At 63.7% G+C, this 18,857-nt stretch carries 19 protein-coding genes; 8 read left to right on the forward strand and 11 right to left on the reverse strand.

All coding sequences use genetic code 11. The features are described from left to right. The first annotated feature begins 53 nt into the window (after positions 1 to 53). Positions 54 to 626, forward strand: coding sequence for a methylated-DNA--[protein]-cysteine S-methyltransferase (locus ACWFUC_RS05220; protein ID WP_489624287.1), 573 nt, complete (start codon positions 54 to 56; stop codon positions 624 to 626). Between the two features lie 54 nt (positions 627 to 680). Here ACWFUC_RS05220 and ACWFUC_RS05225 read toward each other — a convergent pair whose 3' ends face one another. From ACWFUC_RS05225 to ACWFUC_RS05235, 3 genes are read right to left on the reverse strand one after another with little or no spacing between them, the layout of a single operon-like run. Further along, positions 681 to 1,547 carry an ABC transporter permease gene (locus ACWFUC_RS05225; RefSeq protein ID WP_489624288.1) on the reverse strand — a complete coding sequence of 289 codons (867 nt, stop codon included), beginning with the start codon at positions 1,545 to 1,547 and terminating at the stop codon, positions 681 to 683. Between the two features lie 15 nt (positions 1,548 to 1,562). Beyond that, a complete protein-coding gene (locus ACWFUC_RS05230; protein ID WP_489624289.1) occupies positions 1,563 to 2,435 on the reverse strand; it encodes an ABC transporter ATP-binding protein in 873 nt (290 codons plus the stop codon). Beyond that, on the reverse strand, positions 2,416 to 3,441 hold the full coding sequence (locus tag ACWFUC_RS05235; protein WP_402707507.1) for an ABC transporter substrate-binding protein: 1,026 nt from the start codon (positions 3,439 to 3,441) through the stop codon (positions 2,416 to 2,418). The genes ACWFUC_RS05230 and ACWFUC_RS05235 overlap by 20 nt, the downstream gene beginning before the upstream one ends. 460 nt (positions 3,442 to 3,901) lie before the next feature. On the opposite strand from ACWFUC_RS05235, the gene ACWFUC_RS05240 reads away from it, so the two are divergent. Then, positions 3,902 to 5,803 (forward strand): potassium transporter Kup, encoded by a 1,902-nt coding sequence (locus ACWFUC_RS05240; protein ID WP_134221000.1) that lies wholly within the window; start codon positions 3,902 to 3,904, stop codon positions 5,801 to 5,803. 79 nt (positions 5,804 to 5,882) lie between these two features. On the opposite strand, the gene ACWFUC_RS05245 is transcribed toward ACWFUC_RS05240, so the two are convergent. After that, the gene (locus ACWFUC_RS05245) at positions 5,883 to 6,350 is read right to left on the reverse strand and encodes an Lrp/AsnC family transcriptional regulator (protein ID WP_083859554.1); all 468 of its coding nucleotides are present in this window, start codon (positions 6,348 to 6,350) and stop codon (positions 5,883 to 5,885) included. Between the two features lie 139 nt (positions 6,351 to 6,489). Between ACWFUC_RS05245 and ocd the strand changes: the two genes are divergently transcribed. From ocd to ACWFUC_RS05270, 5 genes are all read left to right on the forward strand, one after another. Continuing rightward, positions 6,490 to 7,533: an ornithine cyclodeaminase gene (ocd, locus tag ACWFUC_RS05250; RefSeq protein ID WP_489624290.1), complete on the forward strand. Its 1,044-nt coding sequence runs from the start codon at positions 6,490 to 6,492 to the stop codon at positions 7,531 to 7,533. Further along, positions 7,530 to 8,438: an arginase gene (gene rocF / locus ACWFUC_RS05255; RefSeq protein WP_489624291.1), complete on the forward strand. Its 909-nt coding sequence runs from the start codon at positions 7,530 to 7,532 to the stop codon at positions 8,436 to 8,438. Before ocd ends, rocF begins: the two co-directional genes overlap by 4 nt. A 212-nt stretch (positions 8,439 to 8,650) precedes the next feature. Further along, positions 8,651 to 9,430 carry a basic amino acid ABC transporter substrate-binding protein gene (locus tag ACWFUC_RS05260; protein WP_121037266.1) on the forward strand — a complete coding sequence of 260 codons (780 nt, stop codon included), beginning with the start codon at positions 8,651 to 8,653 and terminating at the stop codon, positions 9,428 to 9,430. 164 nt (positions 9,431 to 9,594) lie between these two features. Further along, the gene (locus ACWFUC_RS05265) at positions 9,595 to 10,347 is read left to right on the forward strand and encodes an amino acid ABC transporter permease (protein ID WP_034332175.1); all 753 of its coding nucleotides are present in this window, start codon (positions 9,595 to 9,597) and stop codon (positions 10,345 to 10,347) included. Between the two features lie 5 nt (positions 10,348 to 10,352). Next, positions 10,353 to 11,075, forward strand: coding sequence for an amino acid ABC transporter ATP-binding protein (locus ACWFUC_RS05270; protein WP_034332173.1), 723 nt, complete (start codon positions 10,353 to 10,355; stop codon positions 11,073 to 11,075). A 64-nt stretch (positions 11,076 to 11,139) separates the two neighbouring features. Here ACWFUC_RS05270 and ACWFUC_RS05275 read toward each other — a convergent pair whose 3' ends face one another. The 3 genes from ACWFUC_RS05275 to ACWFUC_RS05285 all read right to left on the reverse strand — a co-directional run bounded on the left by ACWFUC_RS05275 (position 11,140) and on the right by ACWFUC_RS05285 (position 13,070). Continuing rightward, on the reverse strand, positions 11,140 to 11,985 hold the full coding sequence (locus ACWFUC_RS05275; protein WP_343725829.1) for a DMT family transporter: 846 nt from the start codon (positions 11,983 to 11,985) through the stop codon (positions 11,140 to 11,142). After that, positions 11,982 to 12,677, reverse strand: coding sequence for a tRNA (guanine(46)-N(7))-methyltransferase TrmB (trmB, locus tag ACWFUC_RS05280; RefSeq protein ID WP_489624292.1), 696 nt, complete (start codon positions 12,675 to 12,677; stop codon positions 11,982 to 11,984). The genes ACWFUC_RS05275 and trmB overlap by 4 nt, the downstream gene beginning before the upstream one ends. A 135-nt stretch (positions 12,678 to 12,812) precedes the next feature. Next, positions 12,813 to 13,070, reverse strand: coding sequence for a BTH_I0359 family protein (locus ACWFUC_RS05285; protein WP_034332163.1), 258 nt, complete (start codon positions 13,068 to 13,070; stop codon positions 12,813 to 12,815). A gap of 233 nt (positions 13,071 to 13,303) precedes the next feature. Between ACWFUC_RS05285 and ACWFUC_RS05290 the strand changes: the two genes are divergently transcribed. After that, positions 13,304 to 13,561, forward strand: coding sequence for a hypothetical protein (locus ACWFUC_RS05290; RefSeq protein WP_489624293.1), 258 nt, complete (start codon positions 13,304 to 13,306; stop codon positions 13,559 to 13,561). On the opposite strand, the gene ACWFUC_RS05295 is transcribed toward ACWFUC_RS05290, so the two are convergent. From ACWFUC_RS05295 to rsmB, 4 genes are all read right to left on the reverse strand, one after another. After that, on the reverse strand, positions 13,555 to 14,304 hold the full coding sequence (locus ACWFUC_RS05295; protein WP_489624294.1) for a response regulator: 750 nt from the start codon (positions 14,302 to 14,304) through the stop codon (positions 13,555 to 13,557). The two genes, ACWFUC_RS05290 and ACWFUC_RS05295, sit on opposite strands and share 7 nt — an antisense overlap. 167 nt (positions 14,305 to 14,471) lie before the next feature. After that, positions 14,472 to 16,748 (reverse strand): sensor histidine kinase, encoded by a 2,277-nt coding sequence (locus ACWFUC_RS05300; RefSeq protein WP_134221006.1) that lies wholly within the window; start codon positions 16,746 to 16,748, stop codon positions 14,472 to 14,474. After that, positions 16,745 to 17,374, reverse strand: coding sequence for a DUF4390 domain-containing protein (locus ACWFUC_RS05305; RefSeq protein WP_489624295.1), 630 nt, complete (start codon positions 17,372 to 17,374; stop codon positions 16,745 to 16,747). The genes ACWFUC_RS05300 and ACWFUC_RS05305 overlap by 4 nt, the downstream gene beginning before the upstream one ends. After that, entirely contained in the window at positions 17,371 to 18,690 is a 1,320-nt protein-coding gene (gene rsmB, locus ACWFUC_RS05310; protein ID WP_489624296.1) for a 16S rRNA (cytosine(967)-C(5))-methyltransferase RsmB, read from the reverse strand. Before rsmB ends, ACWFUC_RS05305 begins: the two co-directional genes overlap by 4 nt. Between the last annotated feature and the right edge of the window lie 167 nt (positions 18,691 to 18,857).

An 18,857-nucleotide genomic window follows, 5' to 3' on the forward strand; every position in this document is an offset into this window, starting at 1 on the left:
CTCGCTGCCGACACAGTAGAATCAGCCCCCTCAACGCAACAAAAGAGATGCCAATGGAATACGCGTACAAGCTGATGGCCTCCCCGGCCGGTTTGCTCAAGCTGGTGGCCAAGGGGGATCACCTGGCGGCCATCCTGTGGGAGGACGATGATTCCCTGCGCGTGCGCCTGGGTGAAATGGTGGAAGATGAAGACCGTCCGGTCCTGATCGAAACCGAACATCAGCTGCGCGAATATTTTGCCGGCGAACGCGAGAGCTTCGACATCCCGCTGCATTTCGAAGGCACCGAGTTCCAGCGCCAGGTGTGGTCGGCCCTGCTCGACATCCCTTATGGCCAGACCCGCACCTATCTCGATATCGCACGCCAGCTCGGCAACGACAAGGCGGTGCGCGCCGTGGGGGCTGCCAATGGCCGCAATCCCATTTCCATCATCGCGCCCTGCCATCGTGTCATCGGCACCGGCGGCGAACTGACCGGCTTTGCTGGCGGGCTGCACGTCAAGAAACTGCTGCTGGCCATCGAGGGCATTTCCACCGAGGGCCGCGATATCGGCCAGGTCATCGACCCGCGCCGCAAGGCGCAATCGCGGCGGCGCGAGGATCCGAACCAGCTGTCGCTGCTGTAAGTCCGAAAACGCAACTAACTTTCCTGCAACAGCCAGCATGGCCGTGCAGCATGCTCAGCGCTGCATGCCCCACTTCTTCACGGTCACGCGTTCCAGCGTATTGAAGACCAGGTTCTCTACCAGCAGGCCAATGAGGATCACCATGGCCAGCCCGGCGAAGACCTTGTCGGTATAGAGTTCGTTGCGATTCTGAAAGATGTACCAGCCCAGTCCGCCTTTGCCGCTGGTGGCACCGAAGACCAGTTCTGCAGCAATGAGCGTGCGCCATGCAAACGCCCAGCCGATGCGCAATCCCGCCAGGATGGAGGGCAGGGCGGCCGGCACCAGTACCTGCAGCACGAAGCCCAGGCCGCGCAGGCCATAGTTGCGGCCGGCCATGCGCAGGGTGTCCGAGACCCCCAAGAAGCCCGCATAGGTATTGACCGCCAGCGCCCACAGCACCGAATGCACCAGCACGAAGATCAGGCTGCCTTGGCCCAGGCCGAACCACAGCAGGGCGATGGGCAGCAGCGCAATGGCCGGCAGCGGGTTGAACATCGAGGTGAGCGTACCCAGCAGGTCGCGCCCGAATTGCGTCGACACCGCCAGCGTGGTCAGCACGAAGGCTGCCACGATGCCCAGCAGATAGGCCTTCAGCAGCACCTGCAGCGACAGCCAGGTCTTGCCGAACAGTTCGCCCGTCTTGAGGCCATCGATGAAGGCCTGCGCGGTCTGCAGGAAGGTCGGCAGCAGCAGGACATTGTTCTGCCAGCGCGCGACGACTTCCCATATCAACGCCAGCAGCAGCAGGATGGCCCCCTTTCGCACCCAGCCCTGTTGCCAGATGCGTTGCGGCAGCGAGAACTGGCGCTGCAGTACCAGGCCGGGCAGGGGAGTCAGCGGCAGTTCGTATTCGTCGCGGATCGGGGGAGTCTGGGGCATGGCGTATTTCGGTCTTTAGTAAGAAAAACAGACATCGCTGAAATTGATGACCGGTGCCGCTGTGCTGGCCGCGCTGGTCTCGCCGCCTTCATCGAAGAGCAGGCGGTGAATGCGCTGCGCGGTCTGCTGGAAGCCCACGCCGCCGAGGCTGGACAAGTCGTATTGATGGCTGTTGATCTCGGCGCGCACGCGGCCCGGATGGGGCGAGAGCAGCAGGATGCGGTTGCCCACCACCAGTGCCTCTTCGATGGAGTGCGTCACGAACAGCAGGGTGAAGCGCACCTCATCCCACAGGGCCAGCAATTCTTCCTGCATCTTGCGGCGGGTCAGCGCATCGAGGGCGGCGAAGGGCTCATCCATCAGCAGCATCTTGGGTTGCATCGCCAGCGCGCGGGCAATCGCCACGCGTGCCTTCATGCCGCCCGAGAGCGTGTGCGGATAGGCATCGGCAAAGCGCGCCAGGCCCACCTTCTCCAGGTAATGGCGCGCGCGCTCGGCGGCTTCGCGCTTGCCCAGCGTGCGTGAGGCCAGCAGCGGAAACATCACGTTCTGCAGCACCGTCTTCCACGGCGGCAGCTGGTCGAATTCCTGGAACACCACGATGCGGTCCGGCCCCGGCTGATGCACTACCTGGCCATCGAGACGGATCTCGCCACCGGCCGGTGGCAGGAAGCCCGCGACCGACTTGAGCAGGCTGGACTTGCCACAGCCCGACGGCCCCAGCAGCACGAAGCGATCCGCCGGATGCACGTCGAAACTGACTTCATGCGTGGCCTGCACCACGGCCGTGGCGGTACGGTATTGCAGGCTCACGCGGTCCACCTGCAGCAGCGGCTGCAGGCTGGCTGCGGCGCTCACGCTGGCGGTTTCAGCTGCCGGGTTGTGCATACGCTTCCTCGAAGAAGTAATCCTTCCAGCTGCTGGCGCGATTCTTCAGCACGCCCAGCGCATGCAGCTGCTCGGCATAGACGAAGGTGCGCTCGGGCGAGACGGTGAAGTTGATTTCCGGGTCTTCCACGATCTTGCGCACGAACGCCGGCGAGAGCTTGGACTTCTGCACGCGGATGAAGGTATCGGCCGCCTTGGCCTTGTTGTTGCGCACGAACTCGGCCGCTTCCACCAGCGCCTTGTAGAAGGCGCGGTAGGTCTTGGGGTTCTCGTCGTGGAATTTCTGCGTCGTGTAGAGCACGTTGAAGGTCGCCGGGCCGCCCATGATGTCGTAGGAGCTGATGACCTTGTGCACGTTCTTGTTTTCCAGCGCCTGGTACTGGAAGGGCGGGCTGGAGAAGTGCGCATTGATTTCCGAGCCGCCCGCGATCAGGGCCGCCGTGGCATCCGGATGCGAGAGGCTCACGCTGATGCTGTCGAAGCGCTTGAAGTCTTCCTTGCCGAACACCTTGGCGGTCTCGATCTGCAGCGTGCGCGACTGGAAGCCGACGCCTGCGGCCGGGACGGCGATGCGGTCCTTGTCGCTGAAGTCCTTGATGGTCCTGACCTTGGGATTGTTGCTCAGCAGGTAGTTGGGCATGGAGCCCAGCGAGGCAATCGCCTTGACGTTCTGGCGGCCGCGCGTGCGGTCCCACAGCACCAGGGCCGGCGGCGCACCGGCCGAGACCACGTCCAGCGCCCCGGCCAGCAGGGCTTCGTTCATGCCGGTGGCGCCCGACAGGCTGGTCCACTCGACCTTGATGTCCACACCTTCCTGCTTGCCATATTTTTCGATCAGCTTCTGGTCCTGCACCACGTCGAGGATCAGGTAGCCGATGCCGAATTGCTGGGCGATGCGGATCGTGCCTTCGGCGCGCGCCACCAGCGGCGCGCCCAGCAGCGACAGCGCCAGGGTGGTGGTAAAGAGACGCCGCAGGCGCCCTTTGGAAGAGAGTCGTGTAGTCATGGTGTCCTGTGCGGTGGGGGTCGGCCGGGTTCGGTGGAGAATCCGGCAGTGGATGTGCGGTGTCGGCTTAGAACCGTCGTGGTGGTAAAACGCGGTTCTTTATTCGTTCGGAGTATATAAAGGGCAAGGGAGAAAGAAAAACTCGATTACCGCATATCGATATGCGGCCGCTGTATGGGCCGCAAAGCCTTGCCCCACGCTGGTTCCAGGCAATATGAAGGTTTTTGCGGCAGTGCAATTCCGGAACCGCGTCCGTGCGCGGCTGTCAAGTTCCGCAAGCCAGGCGAGAGGCGCGCGCGCAACGTCAGGATGTCGTCAGCGGCATTTTGAGCGCACCACGGGTAGAGTGCGCTAAAGTACGCGTCCTGCCCGGACAGTGGCCAGCCCTCCCCGCCGAGGGTGGCGTCTGCCCCCAGAACCTGTCCGCCGGCACTCTATTTGAAGAAGCAAAGGGAGCAAGATGGGTTCATCTCATACCAATTCAGGCCTTTCCCTCCGGTCGACCAAATTCCACCTGATTACCCTGGCTGCGCTGGGTGTGGTGTTCGGCGATATCGGTACCAGCCCGCTGTACGCATTGAAGGAATGTTTCAGCCCCGACCACGGCATCGCGTTTTCTCCGGGCGCAGTGCTGGGCATCATCTCGATGCTGTTCTGGTCGATCTCCATCGTGGTCACCATCAAGTACGTGATGTTCGTGCTGCGCGCCGACAACAACGGCGAAGGCGGCGTGCTGGCGCTGATGGCGCTGTCGCTGCGCTCAGCCATCTCAGGTTCGCCGCGCGCCAAGCTGCTGATGATGCTGGGCGTCTTCGGTGCCTGCATGTTTTATGGCGACGTCGTCATCACGCCGGCCATCTCCGTGCTCTCGGCGGTGGAAGGGCTGGAGATCGCCGCGCCGAGTACGGCGCATGCGGTCATTCCGCTCACGCTGGTGATCGTGGTGATCCTGTTCCTGATCCAGCGGCATGGCACCAGCGTGGTGGGCCGCTTCTTCGGGCCGGTGATGTTCCTGTGGTTCTTCTCGCTGGCGCTGCTGGGCCTCTACAACATCGTCAAGGCGCCCGAGGTGCTGGTGGCGATCAATCCGTATTACGCCGTGCATTTCATGGCCGAGCATTCGCTGCAGGCCTTCATCGTACTGGGCTCGGTGGTGCTGGTGCTGACCGGGGCCGAGGCGCTGTATGCCGACATGGGCCACTTCGGCATCAAGCCGATCCGCTACGCGTGGCTGTTTACGGTCATGCCGTCGCTGCTGATCAATTACTTCGGCCAGGGCGCCAACCTGATCGCCAATCCGGATGCGATCAAGAATCCCTTCTACCTGATGATCCCCGATCCGCTGGTGCTGCCCATGGTGGTGCTGGCCACCTGCGCCACCGTGATTGCGTCGCAGGCGGTGATCTCGGGGGCCTTCTCGCTGACCAGCCAGGCCATCCTGCTGGGCTTCGTGCCGCGCATGCGCATCCTGCATACCTCCGAGGATGAACAGGGCCAGATCTACATTCCCCTGATCAACTGGATGCTGCTGGTGCTGGTGGTCGCTGTGGTGCTGGCCTTCAAGAAATCCGACAACCTGGCCGCCGCCTATGGCGTGGCCGTGACCACCACCATGGTGATCACCACCATGTTGCTGGGCGTGGTGATGCGCCACATCTGGAAGTGGCGCATGCCGGCCGTTGTGGTGGCCATCGGCTGCTTCATGGTGGTCGACGTGGCCTTCTTTGCGGCCAACCTGCTCAAACTTACCGAGGGTGGCTGGTTCCCGCTGGTCATCGGCGGCGCGGCCTTCTTCCTGTTGATGACCTGGTACTCGGGCCGCATGCTGCTGCGCATGCGCATCAAGGATGACGGCATTCCCATCGAGCCCTTCATCGAAGGCCTGCTGGCGCATCCGCCGCATCGCGTGGGCGGTACCGCCGTCTTCATGACCGGCAATATCGCCACCGTCCCGGTCGCGCTGCTGCACAACCTGAAGCACAACCGCATCCTGCATGAGCGCGTGTTCTTCCTGAAGATCAGCATCTGGGACGTGCCTTACGTGGCCGACAGCGAGCGCCTGACCATGAAGGACCTGGGCGGCGACGTCTACCTGCTGCGCGCCGCCTTCGGCTTCAAGGAAGCACCGGAAGTGCAGAAGGTCATGACGCTGACCGAGCAGCAGTTCGGCCATCACTTCGACCTGATGGATACCTCCTTCTTCCTGGCGCGCGACACGGTGGTGCCGAGCAAGCTCCTGGGCATGTCGCTGTGGCGCGAGCGCCTGTTTGCCTGGATGTACCAGAACGGTGCCAAGCCGTCGGACTTCTTCCACATCCCGGCCAACCGGGTGGTGGAGCTGGGCACCAAGGTGGAGATCTGAGCGGCATGGCACACGCCGCGTGATGCAGAAACAGGGCCGTCCTTCGGGGCGGCCCTGTTTTTTTGTGGAGTGCCCGGACCTATCGCGGGGGCAGGGTGATGGGCAGTGGCGAGGTCGGCTTGACCTCTTCCAGGCAGATCATGGAGCGCAGCCCGGCCACGCCGGGGACCTGCATCAGGCGGTCGGTGAGGAAGTGCGACAGGCTCTTGAGATCCTGCGAGACCACCTTGAGCAGGTAATCGAAGTCGCCCGAGATGGTGTAGCACTCGACGATTTCAGGAAAGGCCTTGATCACCTTTTCCACTGCGCGCACCTGCTTGAATTGCGCCCGGTCCAGCGACAGCGAGACGAAGGCCGTGACATTGAGCCCGACCTCGGCCGGTGCCACCAGGGCGGCATAGCGGCGGATCACGCCTTGCTCCTCCAGCGCACGCACGCGCCGCATGCACTGCGGCGGCGAGAGGTGGATGCGCTCGGCCAGGTCGACGTTGCTGATCTGGCCGTCGGCTTGCAGCAGTTCCAGGATCTTGATGTCGATCTTGTCCATGAGATTCATCGCCACGAAATAATATTTCGTCATCATGGCAAATCATGACGAAAAACGAAAGCCTGTTTCGCTCCGTTGTGGATAAGATTTCATCCATCGCCACTGCCGAGGCAGCCTTTGCACAAGAGGCTGATGCATCATGGTCAAGTACATCGGAACGTCGGACCTGCAAGCCCATCTGGCCACGCATCCCTTGCCGGAGGTGATCGGCGGCATGGTGCAGTATCTGCGCGAGGACTTCCTGCGCTGGCCGCAATTCGACAAGAGCGCGCGCGTGGCCAGCCACTCGGCGCGCGGGGTGATCGAGCTGATGCCCATTTCGGATGGACGCTGGTATGCCTTCAAGTACGTCAACGGCCATCCCGCCAATACGGCCCAGGGTTTGTTGACGGTTACCGCCTTTGGCGTGCTGGCCGAGGTGGCCAGCGGCTATCCGCGCCTGCTGTCGGAACTGACGCTGACCACGGCCTTGCGCACGGCGGCGACCTCGGTACTTGCAGCACATCATCTGGCGCGCCCGGACAGCCGCAGCATGGCGCTCATCGGCAATGGTGCGCAGGCGGAGTTCCAGGCCATCGCTTTCCATACTCAGCTGGGCATCACGGAAATGCGGCTCTTCGATGTCGACCCGGCCGCCACGGACAAGCTGATGCGTAATCTGCGCGATTGGTCTGCATTGCGGCTGATCCGTGCGCGCAGCACGGCCGAGGCGGTGGCGGGGGCCGACATCGTCACCACCGTGACCGCCGACAAGCGCCGGGCAGTGGTCGTGCATCCGGACATGATCGAAGCGGGCATGCACCTCAATGCGGTCGGCGGCGATTGCCCCGGCAAGACCGAACTGCATCGCGGCGTGCTGGAGAAAGCGCGCGTGGTGGTGGAATTCGCACCGCAATCGCGTATCGAAGGGGAAGTGCAGCAGATGCCGCCGGACTTTGCGGTGACCGAACTGTGGGAAGTGCTGGCCGACATCTCGCTGGGCCGCCGCGATGCCCATGAGGTGACGGTCTTCGATTCGGTCGGTTTCGCGCTGGAGGATTTCTCGGCGCTGCGCTACCTGGATGACCATATCGATGCGCATCACGCGCAGCAGATCGATCTGGTCCCCGTACTGGACAACCCCAAGGACTTGTATGGCTTGGCCATCCCCGTTCTTCCCTACAAGGAGCAGGCAAACGCATGAACAAGATCAGGTTGATGGGCGCCCCCACCGACGTAGGCGCCAGCCGCCGTGGTGCCTCCATGGGACCGGCCGCCCTGCGCGTGGCCGAGCTGCAGCGCAGCCTGCAGCAGCATGGACTGGAAGTCATCGATGGCGGCGACCTGGGCGGTCCGGCCAATCCGCAGCAGCCGCCGGTACAGGGCTTGCGCCATCTGGAACAGGTGGTGCAGTGGAACCAGGCCGTCTTCGATGCCGTATCGGGCAGCCTGGCCGAGGGTGAAGTCCCGCTGCTCATGGGCGGCGACCACGCGCTGGCGGTCGGGTCGATCGCTGCCGTGGCGCGTCACTGTCGCACGCATGGCAAGGACTTGCGCGTGCTGTGGCTGGATGCCCATGCCGATGCCAACACCAGCCAGTCCACCCCGACCGGCAATATCCACGGCATGCCGGTGGCCTGTCTGCTGGGCGTGGGGCCCGAAGCGCTGGTCCGGCTGGGGGGCCAGACGCCGGCCATGCAGCCGCAGCAGATCTGCCAGATCGGCATCCGCAGCGTGGACCGTGAAGAAAAGCGCCACCTGCGCGAACTGGGCGTGCGCGTCTTCGACATGCGCCACATCGATGAATACGGCATGCGCGCCACCATGCAGGAGGCGCTGGCCGGCATGGGCCCGGAGACCCATCTGCACGTGAGTTTCGATGTGGATTTCCTCGATGCCGCACTGGCACCAGGGGTGGGCACGGCGGTGCTGGGCGGGCCGACCTATCGCGAGGCCCAGCTGTGCATGGAGATGATTGCCGATACCGGCCGCCTCGCTTCACTGGACGTGATGGAACTCAATCCGGCCTGCGATGTGCGCAACCAGACGGCGGAGGTGGTGGTGGACCTGGTCGAAAGTCTGTTCGGAAAATCCACACTGATGCGCTGAGTTTGGCTGACGGCTCTCATCGTCTGCAATTGGAGGTTGAAGGATTGCGGGCAATGCCCGATCATTCAGGGTTTTGTCGCGTCCGGTGGGCGGGAGCAGGGTAATCACCCCGCATTCCCGCGTGCCGGGAAGCGCTCGCACGCCGGGGGCGACAGCGGGGTGCGCACGCATCTTGCTCTCCCGGATTACTCCTCCGTCAGAAAGAAGTCATCATGTCTCTCAAGAAATTCTTCACCGTGGCCGCCAGCGCGCTGGCCCTGTCCTGTGCTGCCGGCAGCACCTTCGCCGCTGACCAGACCTACGTGGTCGGCGCCGGCGGTACCTATCGCCCCTTCGAATTCGAAACCCCGAAGAAGGAACTGGTCGGCTTCGACATCGACCTGATCAAGGCCATCTCGCAAGCTTCCAACTTCAAGATCCAGCTGGTGAGCACGCCCTGGGAAGGCATCTTCGCCACCCTCGGCCAGGGTGACCGCGACATCATCATCTCCGGCATCACCATCACCGACAAGCGCGCCCAGATGGTCGACTTCTCGCTGCCGTACTTCCCGGCCGAACAAGTCATCATCACCAACGCCGATGCCAAGATCGCCTCGCTGGCCGACCTGAAGAAGACGCAAGTGGCCGTGGTCAATTCCACCGCCGGTGACATCGTGGTCTCCGAAGAACTGGGCAAGGCCAGCACCGCCATCCACCGCTTCGACAACACCGTGCTGATGCTGGAAGAACTGTATCGCGGTGGCGTTGATGCGGCCGTGGGCGATGTGGGCGTGATCAAGTTCTACATCAAGAGCCATCCCGAGAAGAAATTCAAGGTGGTCGGCGACACAAAGTTCGTGCGCCAGTACTTCGGCATCGCCGTCAAGAAGGGCAACAAGGAACTGCTGGACAAGATCAACGCCGGCCTGAAGCAGATCGTCGCCGATGGCACCTACGCCAAGATCTACAAGACCTGGTTCGACGGCGAAGTGCCGACCCTGCCGCTGAAGTAAGCCTTCCGGTGCACCGGCCCAGAGGCCGGGCACTAGCCTGAAAGCGCCGCCCCGTGCCGTCTTGCGGGGTGGGCTGCTGGTGTTGCCGGATTCGTCGGTATCGCCTGTTCCGCTTTTTTCCGCTTCTCCGCTTTTCTCAACACCTCCGTTTGAACGGATTCATCATGCATTCCTTCTTCCAATGGGAAATCATCGGCGAGTACGCGCCGCTGTTCGTCGAAGGCACCTGGATGACCCTCAAGGCCGCGATCATCTGCGTGATCGCCGGCACCTGCTGGGGCCTGGTGCTGGGCGTGGGCCGCCTGGCCGAAGCACGCCATGGTTTCTGGAAATATTTTCTGTGCTACTGCGTGCAGTGGCCGATTCGCTTCTACGTCAGCTTCCTGCGCGGCACGCCGCTGTTCGTGCAGATCCTGCTGATCCACTTCGCGCTCATGCCGATGCTGATCAACCCCAGCGGCGGCCTGATCCTCTCGGGTGACCTGGCGCGCGAGATCCGCTCGCACTACGGTGCCTTCGCTTCGGCGGTGCTGGCCATCACGCTCAACTCGGGCGCGTATGTGTCGGAAATTTTCCGCGCCGGCATCCAGTCCATCGACCGTGGCCAGAGCGAAGCCTCGCGCTCGCTGGGCATGAGCTACCTGGGCACGCTGCGCCGCGTGGTGCTGCCGCAGGCCTTCCGCCGCATGCTGCCGCCGCTGGGCAACAATGCCATTGCCATCGTCAAGGATTCCTCGCTGGCCTCGGCCATCGGCCTGGCTGAACTGGCCTACGCGGCGCGTACCGTCTCCGGTGCCTACGCGCGTTACTGGGAGCCGTACCTGACCATCTCGGTGATCTACTGGGTCATCACGCTGGCGCTGGCGGCGCTGGTACGTCATCTGGAAGCACGTTACGGCAAGGGAGATGCACGATGAGCACGATGATCAAGGTCAACCAACTGCAGAAGCGCTTCGGCCAGGCGCACATCCTGCGCGGCATCGATTGCGAGATCCGCGCGCGTGAAGTGGTGTGCGTGATCGGGCCCTCGGGCTCGGGCAAGAGCACTTTCCTGCGCTGCCTCAACGGACTGGAAGAAGTCAGCGATGGCGACATCTTCATCGAAGGCGTCAAGCTCAATGACCCCAAGGTCAACCTGAATGCCTTGCGCGCGGAGTTGGGCATGGTGTTCCAGCGCTTCAACCTGTTCCCGCACATGACGGTGCTGGAAAACCTGATCATGGCGCCCATGCAGGTGAGGAAGCTGTCGCGCCGCGACGCGGTCCTGGTGGCCGAGAAGCTGCTGCAGAAGGTCGGCCTGCTGGACAAGATCGATGCCTTCCCCAACCAGCTTTCCGGCGGCCAGCAGCAGCGCGTGGCGATTGCCCGCGCACTGGCGATGGAACCGAAGGTGATGCTGTTCGATGAACCCACTTCCGCGCTGGACCCGGAACTGGTGGGCGAAGTGCTGACCGTCATGAAGCAGCTGGCCGAAGAAGGCATGACCATGGTGGTGGTCACGCACGAGATGGGTTTTGCGCGTGAAGTGGCGGACCGGGTCTTCTTCATCGACCAGGGCGTCATCATGGAAGAAGGACCGCCGCAGCAGGTGCTGGGTGAACCGGTCCATGAGCGCACGCGCGATTTCCTGCGCAAGGTGCTGTAAGCCATCACGCAGTACGCCGCAAACGAGAACGCCGGGAGCAATCCCGGCGATTTTCGTTGCAGGCTCAGTGATGCGCCCCAAGCACGATGGCTCCTGCCGCAATGACCGCACAGGACAGCACCCGCCGCAGCGTCAGCTTCTCGCCCAGGAACAGCGTGCCGATCAGGAGCGCAAACAGCACCGAGGTCTCACGCAGCGCCGAGACCATGCCCATGGGGGCGAGCGTCACGGCCCAGATCACGATGCCATAGGCCAGCAGCGACATGACGCCGCCCGCCAATCCGATCCAGGTGTCCTTGTGCGAGAGCACCACCGGCGAGCGTCCATGCTTGTACTGGTAGAGCAGGGCCAGCGGGATGCTGTCGGCGACGAACAGCCAGCCCGCATAGGCGATGGCGTCGCCCGCCAGCCGCGCGCCGATGCCGTCGGTGATGGTATAGGCCGCGATGAAGGCTCCGGTCGCCAGGGCTGCCAGCGGGCCGGACAGGTGCTCGCGCTGGCGCATGGCGCGCAGGTTGGCCAGGCTGACGATGCCCAGCGAGACCAGGGCGATGCCGATCACCGTATAGATGCCCAGCTGCTCGCCAGCAAAGACCGCCGCCCCCAGCGCCACCAGCAAGGGTGAAGAGCCGCGCGCAATCGGATAGGACTGGCCGAAGTCGCCAATGCGGTAGGCGCGGATCAGGAACAGGTTGTAGCCGGTGTGCAGCAGGCCCGAGAGCAGGATGTAGAACCAGCTCTCCGCTTGCGGCCACGGTCGCCACAGCACCAGCGGGATCGCGCCCAGCCCCGCGCCCAGGGTCATGAGCGAGAGTGACGCCAGGCGGTCGTGGCTGCTCTTGAGCAGGGCGTTCCAGGAAGCGTGCAGCAGCGCAGCGGCCAGGACCAGGGCGATGACGGGGAGCGTCATGCGCTGCGGCCCGTCAGTGCCTGCGCATCCAGATCGGCTGCGACGCGCCACAGCGTGTGGCCTGAGGCGAGATATTTGCGCTCGAAGGGCGTGATGGGCTGATCGGGTTGCCAGGCTTCGGTACGGAAAGTGCCGCCAGATAGCTGGTTCAGGGCCGAAGTGAATTCTTCGACATAAATCTGCCAATTGCTGCGGCATTCCAGTTGTCCACCCAGCGCCACGATGAAGGGAAACACCGGATGGCCCTGCCAGCGCCGGGCCAGGTGGCCGATCTTGGGCCAGGGATTGGGGTAGAGCAGGTAGTGCCGCGCCGGCCGCAGCCCGGTTTCATGCGCCAGCCGCCAGTAATCGACCAGGTCGGCGCGCACGAAGCAGAGATTCGCCGGTTCCGGACCATCCCAATGCGTGTTGCGGGCCAGGCGGTCGGCCGACTGGTCGATGCCGATGACGAAATGATCCGGGTAGCGCGCCGCCAGGTGCAGCGTCGACAAGCCCACGCCACAGCCGGTGTCGAGGATCAGCGGCGGCTCGCCCGCGGCGCGCCAGGCCGCCATGCTGGCATCGAAGGCGCGCTGGTTGTAATCGGTGACGGGTTTGCGGAACGGATGGGCGGGATCGGCGTGGCGCGCCACCAGGGTGGCCAGTTGCTCATGCACGCCGGTCTGGGCGCTGCTGATGGGGGATGAATTCACGACAAGGTGGTCAAGGCGGCAAAACGCCATTTTAATGGACGTCGCGTGCGCGCCGCTGATGGCAAGCTGACCAAAAGAAAACGCCGCGCGGGGGGCGCGGCGTCATTGCCTGTAAAGCGGGAGTGCTTGACCCGATCAGTGCAAGGTCATGGGATGACGCATCATCACGTCGTAACGGCTCAGGAAGTTGTCGATATCGTCCATGGTGGGTTCGGACGCGATCAGTTCCTGGACATCCTTGCGGAACAGTTCGGCCGCCGGGCCATCGATGTAGATTTCACGCTGGCCGGACTTGTCCATGATCTCGTAGCCGCCGAAGCGCAGGGCTTCGTGGTCGGAATCGGCACCGAATTCGACGACGCTATACTGCTCACTGTTGTAGATCAGGTTCATAGTGACTCCTTATGCTGGAATACTGCTTCGAAAAGGAAGTGGCGCCTTCACCGTAAATTTCAAGACCCTTCACCTGGGCCGCGCCTCGTGTGCATCTCTGCTACTTCGATACAGCTCCCTCGCGGAACGCCGCGTCGCTTGCGTTCCTGAGTCTGTTGACGGCAGTTTGTCCGAAAAACTTTGATGCCTGCCGTGTTGCCTTTCCGCATGCACGAAATCTTGCATGTTTCTTCATGATGCACCGTCACCTGCTGAAGATAGATGACAAGCTCGCCTGGAAGTTCATCGCGCTGCAGCAGGCCGGGTTGCGGCCTGGCAAGCCTCATCACGCCTTCAGCATGCCGCTGTCGGACGTAAAAGAACATCAGGAAATTTCTGACGCCGCCACACCCTGTGGCGGACTGCCCCCAAAACGTGATCAGACTACCAAAAGAAACGGGACCGCGCTGCGATCCCGTTGTCTTGTTGTTCATGCCGTGGCGGTTCAGTGATTCTTGCGCGCCAGCTTGCCCGGTTCTACCCCGAGCTGCTTGAGCTTGCGGTAGAGGTGGGTACGTTCCAGGCCGGTACGTTCGGCCACGCGCGTCATGCTGCCGTTTTCGCGCACCAGGTGGTATTCGAAGTAGGCGCGCTCGAAGGCATCGCGGGCTTCGCGCAGCGGCAGGTCGAAGGAGATGTTGGCGGCATTGTCGGCCACCTGTCCGAAGGGTGTGGCGGCTGGCGTGCCGTGATGCAGCGGTTCGCTGCCCATGGCCGGGGCGTAGGCGGCCACAGGGGCGACGTGTTCGGGGGTGTGCAGGCCGTCGGCTGCACCATTGGCCACGGCGGCCACCGGGGCCGGGCGATAGCTGGCCGGACGCACCGCTTCGCGGCTGTGTGACAGCCCTTGCTGCACGGCCTTGAGCAGCTTTTGCAGCGCGATCGGCTTTTCCAGGAAGTTCAGTGCGCCGATGCGAGTGGCCTCGACGGCAGTGTCGATGGTGGCGTGGCCGGACATCATGATGACCGGCATGGTCAACAGGCCATCGCGTTGCCATTCCTTCAGGAGCGTGACGCCGTCGGTGTCGGGCATCCAGATGTCGAGCAGCACGAGGTCGGGGACTCCGGCCTGGCGAAGCTCGCGTGCCTGCTGCGCGTTTTCCGCAGTGGTCACGACATGCCCCTCATCGCCCAGAATTTCTGAGAGCAATTCGCGGATACCCATTTCGTCATCGACGACCAGGATGTTAGCCATGTGCTGCTTTCCTCGCTGCTAGTTCATTGTCCAAGTTTTCGATCTTGTTCCGGGCCGGCGCGCTCGACGCGGCGTTAGCGAGCGTGCCTTGATGAACTGCCGGGTCCCTCCCGGCGACTTGCTGTCGAATCTTGACCCTGGGGACGGTTTCCTGAGAAAACTGTCTCTTAATCAATAGGTGCTAACTTTACCAGCAAAATTACAATTTTTGCGCCTCGGCCATCGGTCCGATTCTGGATATCGATGCGACCGCCATGTTCCTCGACGATTTTCTTGACCATCGCCAGTCCCAGGCCGGTCCCTCTGGCCTTGGAAGTGACGTAGGGTTCGAAGGCACGCGCCAGGATGGTCGGCGAGAAACCGGGACCGTTATCCATGATCGACAAACGCACGGCCGGCCGGCGCTGGCCGTCGGTGCCGGCGATGTCGATCTGTTCGGTCAGCACGTCGATGCGCGGCGCGCTTTGGCCGTCATCAGTCACGGCATCCTGGGCATTCTGCAGCAGGTTGTGGATGACCTGGCGCATCTGGGTAGCGTCGCCCATGACCTTGCTCATTTCCGGGGCCAGGCGCGCGTGAATCACGTCGCGGCCATCGCCGGCGAGGTAGAGGTTGAGGATTTCCTCGATCAGGGCATTCAGATCAAGCGCCACCGGCTTGGCCGGCGGGGTCTTGGCGTAGTCGCGGAAGTCGTCGACCATGCGCTTCATGGCCGTGACCTGGTTGACGATGGTGGTGGTGCCCTTGTCGAGGATGGCGGCATCGGCCGGCATGAGCTTGTCGGCCAGGCGATGCTGCAGGCGTTCGGCGGAGAGCTGGATGGGTGTCAGCGGATTCTTGATCTCGTGCGCCAGGCGGCGCGCCACCTCACCCCACGCAATCGAGCGCTGGGCCGAGATGACGTTGCTGATGTCATCGAACACCACCACGTAGCCGACGCCGTTTTCCACCGGCAGGTGCGAGCCACGCGCCAGCAAGGTCAGCTTGTCATGGTCGGGCTTGCCGCCTTGCTCGTCACCGGCATCCAGCACCGCGCCAGGCTGGCGCGACAGTTCGAACTGCCGCTGCCAGTGCAGGCCGTCGGCCCCTTCGCTGCTGTGCTGGGCCAGCTGTTCGGAGAAGGCGCGGATGACGGCTTGGGCAAACGGTGCCTGGCTGTCGATGGTTTGCAGCGGCGTGCCGATGTTGGCCGAGAAGTCGTAGCCCAGGATGCGGCGCACCGAATCGTTGGCGCTGACGATGTTGAATTGCCCGTCCAGCACCATCACCCCGGCCGACATGTTGGCCAGCACCGATTCCAGATAGGCCTTGGCGTTTTCCAGTTCGGCCCGGTTCTTTTCGACCGAGGTGCGCGCTTCCAGCAGCTGGCGCGTCATGGTGTTGAAGGATTGGGTCAGCGTGCCCAGCTCATCCGAGGTACTGACGATGGGGCGCGGCGAGAGGTTGCCTTCGGCCACCGCCTTGGTACCTTCGGCCAGCAGCAGCAGTGGCTTGGCGAGGTCGCTGGCGATCAGGAAGGCGCTGGCGATGGCGGCGAAAATGGCCAGCAGCAGGGTCAGTGTCAGCGTCACCAGGTAGATCTTGCGCAGGCCCGAGCGCGACACGGAACGTTGCTGGTACTCGTTGTAGGCCAGGCGCAGCGTCTCGGCATTGGTGGCCAGATAATCCGGGACCGGCTGCAGGATCTGCAGGTAGCGCGTTTCATTCTGCAGCGACAATCCGCGGCTGGGAGCCGGAACCAGTACCACCACGTGCAGCCGCAGGTTGCCGTCGGTATCGGAGCCGCTGGGGGGGCGGGTGTCATCGCTTTCCACCGCCGAGAAGGCCCGCGAGACCCGCGCCTGGCGCATCGCCTGGCTGCTGGGCAGGATGGGCGTGAGCGAGCCGATGGAGCCGCCGACCGTACTCATCACCTGGCCATTGGCGTTGACGATGGTGATCTCCATGTTCTGGTCGCGCTGGCGCGAAAGGTAGGTCACCTGTTCGGAGTCGCTCATGTCGGAGAGCTCCTGAGCCATGCCGCGCGCGCGCGAGACCAGGTCCGACAGCGAGGAGTCCAGTGCATTGCGGCCCAGGTTCAGGCCCGATTCCAGCGCCGCTTCCATGCGCACGTCGAACCAGGATTCGATGGAGCGCGACACGAACTGCACCGACATCAGATAGATCACCGCCCCCGGCACGATGCCCACCAGGGCAAACATCAGCACCAGCCGCGCCAGCAGCTTGGAGCCGAACTTGCCGCGCCGATAGCGTTTGTAGAGCCGGCCCAGCAGCAGCAGCACCAGGCCCAGCAGCGAAATGGCCGCCAGGCCGTTGAGGAACAGCAGCCACGGATAGTGCTGCTCGAAGAGGGCGGAATTCTCGGAGGCCGACGCCAGCAGGAACAGCAGGACACTGATGACGCCCCCGCCGACCACCAGCAGATAGCGTAAGGTGCGGCTCATTCGGGTTTGTAGTTGAATTCGATCCAGTCGGAGGACAGCCGCCAGTCATTGTTGTTGAGCGCGTTGACCTGGAAGGGCTTGGGCAGCTGCGCCACGTCCAGCCGCATGCGCAGGCCGACATGGTAAGTCTCGCCGGCCTTGAGCGTGTTGTTGTCGGCGATGATCCAGCGTGGCGGACGGCGGATCAGGGTCAGCGCGTCGTCCAGGTTGGTGAAGCTCTGCTGCAGCTGGCCGCTGATGGCGGTGTGATATTGCCGCGTCAGCACGTTGTAGGACAGGCGCAGGGTGCGGGTGGCCGCGACGCTGGTCTCGTCGAACCAGTACCAGCGCCGCCGGGTCAGCTGGACCTCGGTGGTGAAATACAGGGGCACGCCGCGCGAGAGCGCATCTTCCAGGCCGCGATTCAATTCGAAGTCATAGGACACCGAGAGCCGGTAGCCTTCGTCGCTGGCTTCGATGGCGGCCTGGTTGACGGTGATTTCAGCGGCCTGGACGGCCAGAGCGGAACAGGCCAGCAGCAGCGCCAGCAGCCATTGCAGCGCCGCGCGCAGCCGCCGCGGGAAGCCGGCATCGCGCGGGCGTGCGGACGTGGAAGTGGGGAAGGGGGCCGATTGCGTCAAATTCATGCACCAGGTTTTTGGAACAGCGCATAGAACAGGCCATCGTGATCGGCATCGGCACCGGCGGTCGGCAGCAGTTGACCTGGAGCGGGCAGCCGGATGGCATGGTTTTTCTGCGCGAAGGCGATCGCTTGCTGCTCCGATTCCTGGGGCCACAGCGAGCAGGTTACGAGCAGCAATTTACCATCCGGTCGCAGCATCTGCCAAAGCTTGTCCAAAATTTGCGCGGAAAGTGTTGCAAGCTGTGCGGTGTCGGTCTTGCGGCGCAGCCAGCGGATATCCGGGTGGCGCCGCACGATGCCGGAGGCGGTACAGGGCACGTCAGCCAGGATGCGGTCGAAGCCCTGGCCATCCCACCAGCCATCTTCCCGGGCATCGCCGGTGATCAGTTGCGCCTTGAGCTGCAGACGGTCCAGGTTTTCGGCGATGCGCTGCAGGCGGCGCGGATCGTGGTCCAGCGCCTGCAGTTCGATGTCGGCCAGTTCCAGCAGGTGGCCGGTCTTGCCGCCCGGCGCGGCGCAGGCATCGAGCACGCGCATGCCATCAGCTACCTCCAGCAGCGGCGCGGCCAGTTGGGCCGCCGCATCCTGCACCGAGACCACGCCCTCGGCAAAGCCGGGGATCTGTTGCACCGGGACCGGCTTGTCCAGCCGCACCGCGTAGGGCCCGACGGCGCGTGCGCCGATGCCGGCCTGCTGCAGGGTGGAAAGGTACTGTTCCACGCTGGCGCGGCGGCGGTTCACGCGCAGGGTCAGCGGCGGCGGCTGGTTGCCGGCGTGCAGGATGGCTTGCCACTGCTCGGGATAGGTGCCCTTGAGGCGGTCGATCCACCAGGTCGGATAATTCCAGGTGCCAGGCGGGGTCTTGGTGGCCTGCGGCATGAGCGTCGCGCGTTCGCGCAGGAAGCGGCGCAGGATGGCATTGACCACGCCCTTGGCGAAACTCATCTCCTGGCTGATGGCGGCGGCCTCGACGGCCTGGTCCACCACGGTGAAGCTGTCGTAGCCCGCGTCTTCTTCATTGACCAGCAGTGCCAGGGCCGTCACCAGCAGGCCGTGCAGGACCTCCGGTTGCGGTGGCTTGTTGGCCAGCAGGCCCAGCAGGCTGTCGCTCAGCCCCAGGCTGCGCATGGCGCGATAGCTCAGGTCCTGGATGGCACCGCGTGCCGGCGGCGGGGCGTCGCTGCGGGAGAAGATCTGCGCCAGTGCCTGCGGCAGGGCGTGGCCGGCGCGTACGGCGGCCACTGCCTGGGCGGCATAGGCCAGCTGATAGGCCAGGGAATCGGCCTTGGCACCGGGAGGGAGGAGAGAAATCTGGATCACGTCTTTGCTGGCTCGGAAGATAAGGCGGCACCCCGTATTGCAACCCGGCAATGGTCGGAGCAAGGGGCGCGGGCCGCCAGTGTACCAGCGGCCAATGGTGCTCACACCTGCGCGATGCATTTTGGGTGGTGCAAGTGTCGGTCCGGCACGGCAGAATGCCGCCCGAC

It is taken from the genome of Herbaspirillum sp. Her4 (assembly GCF_057961335.1).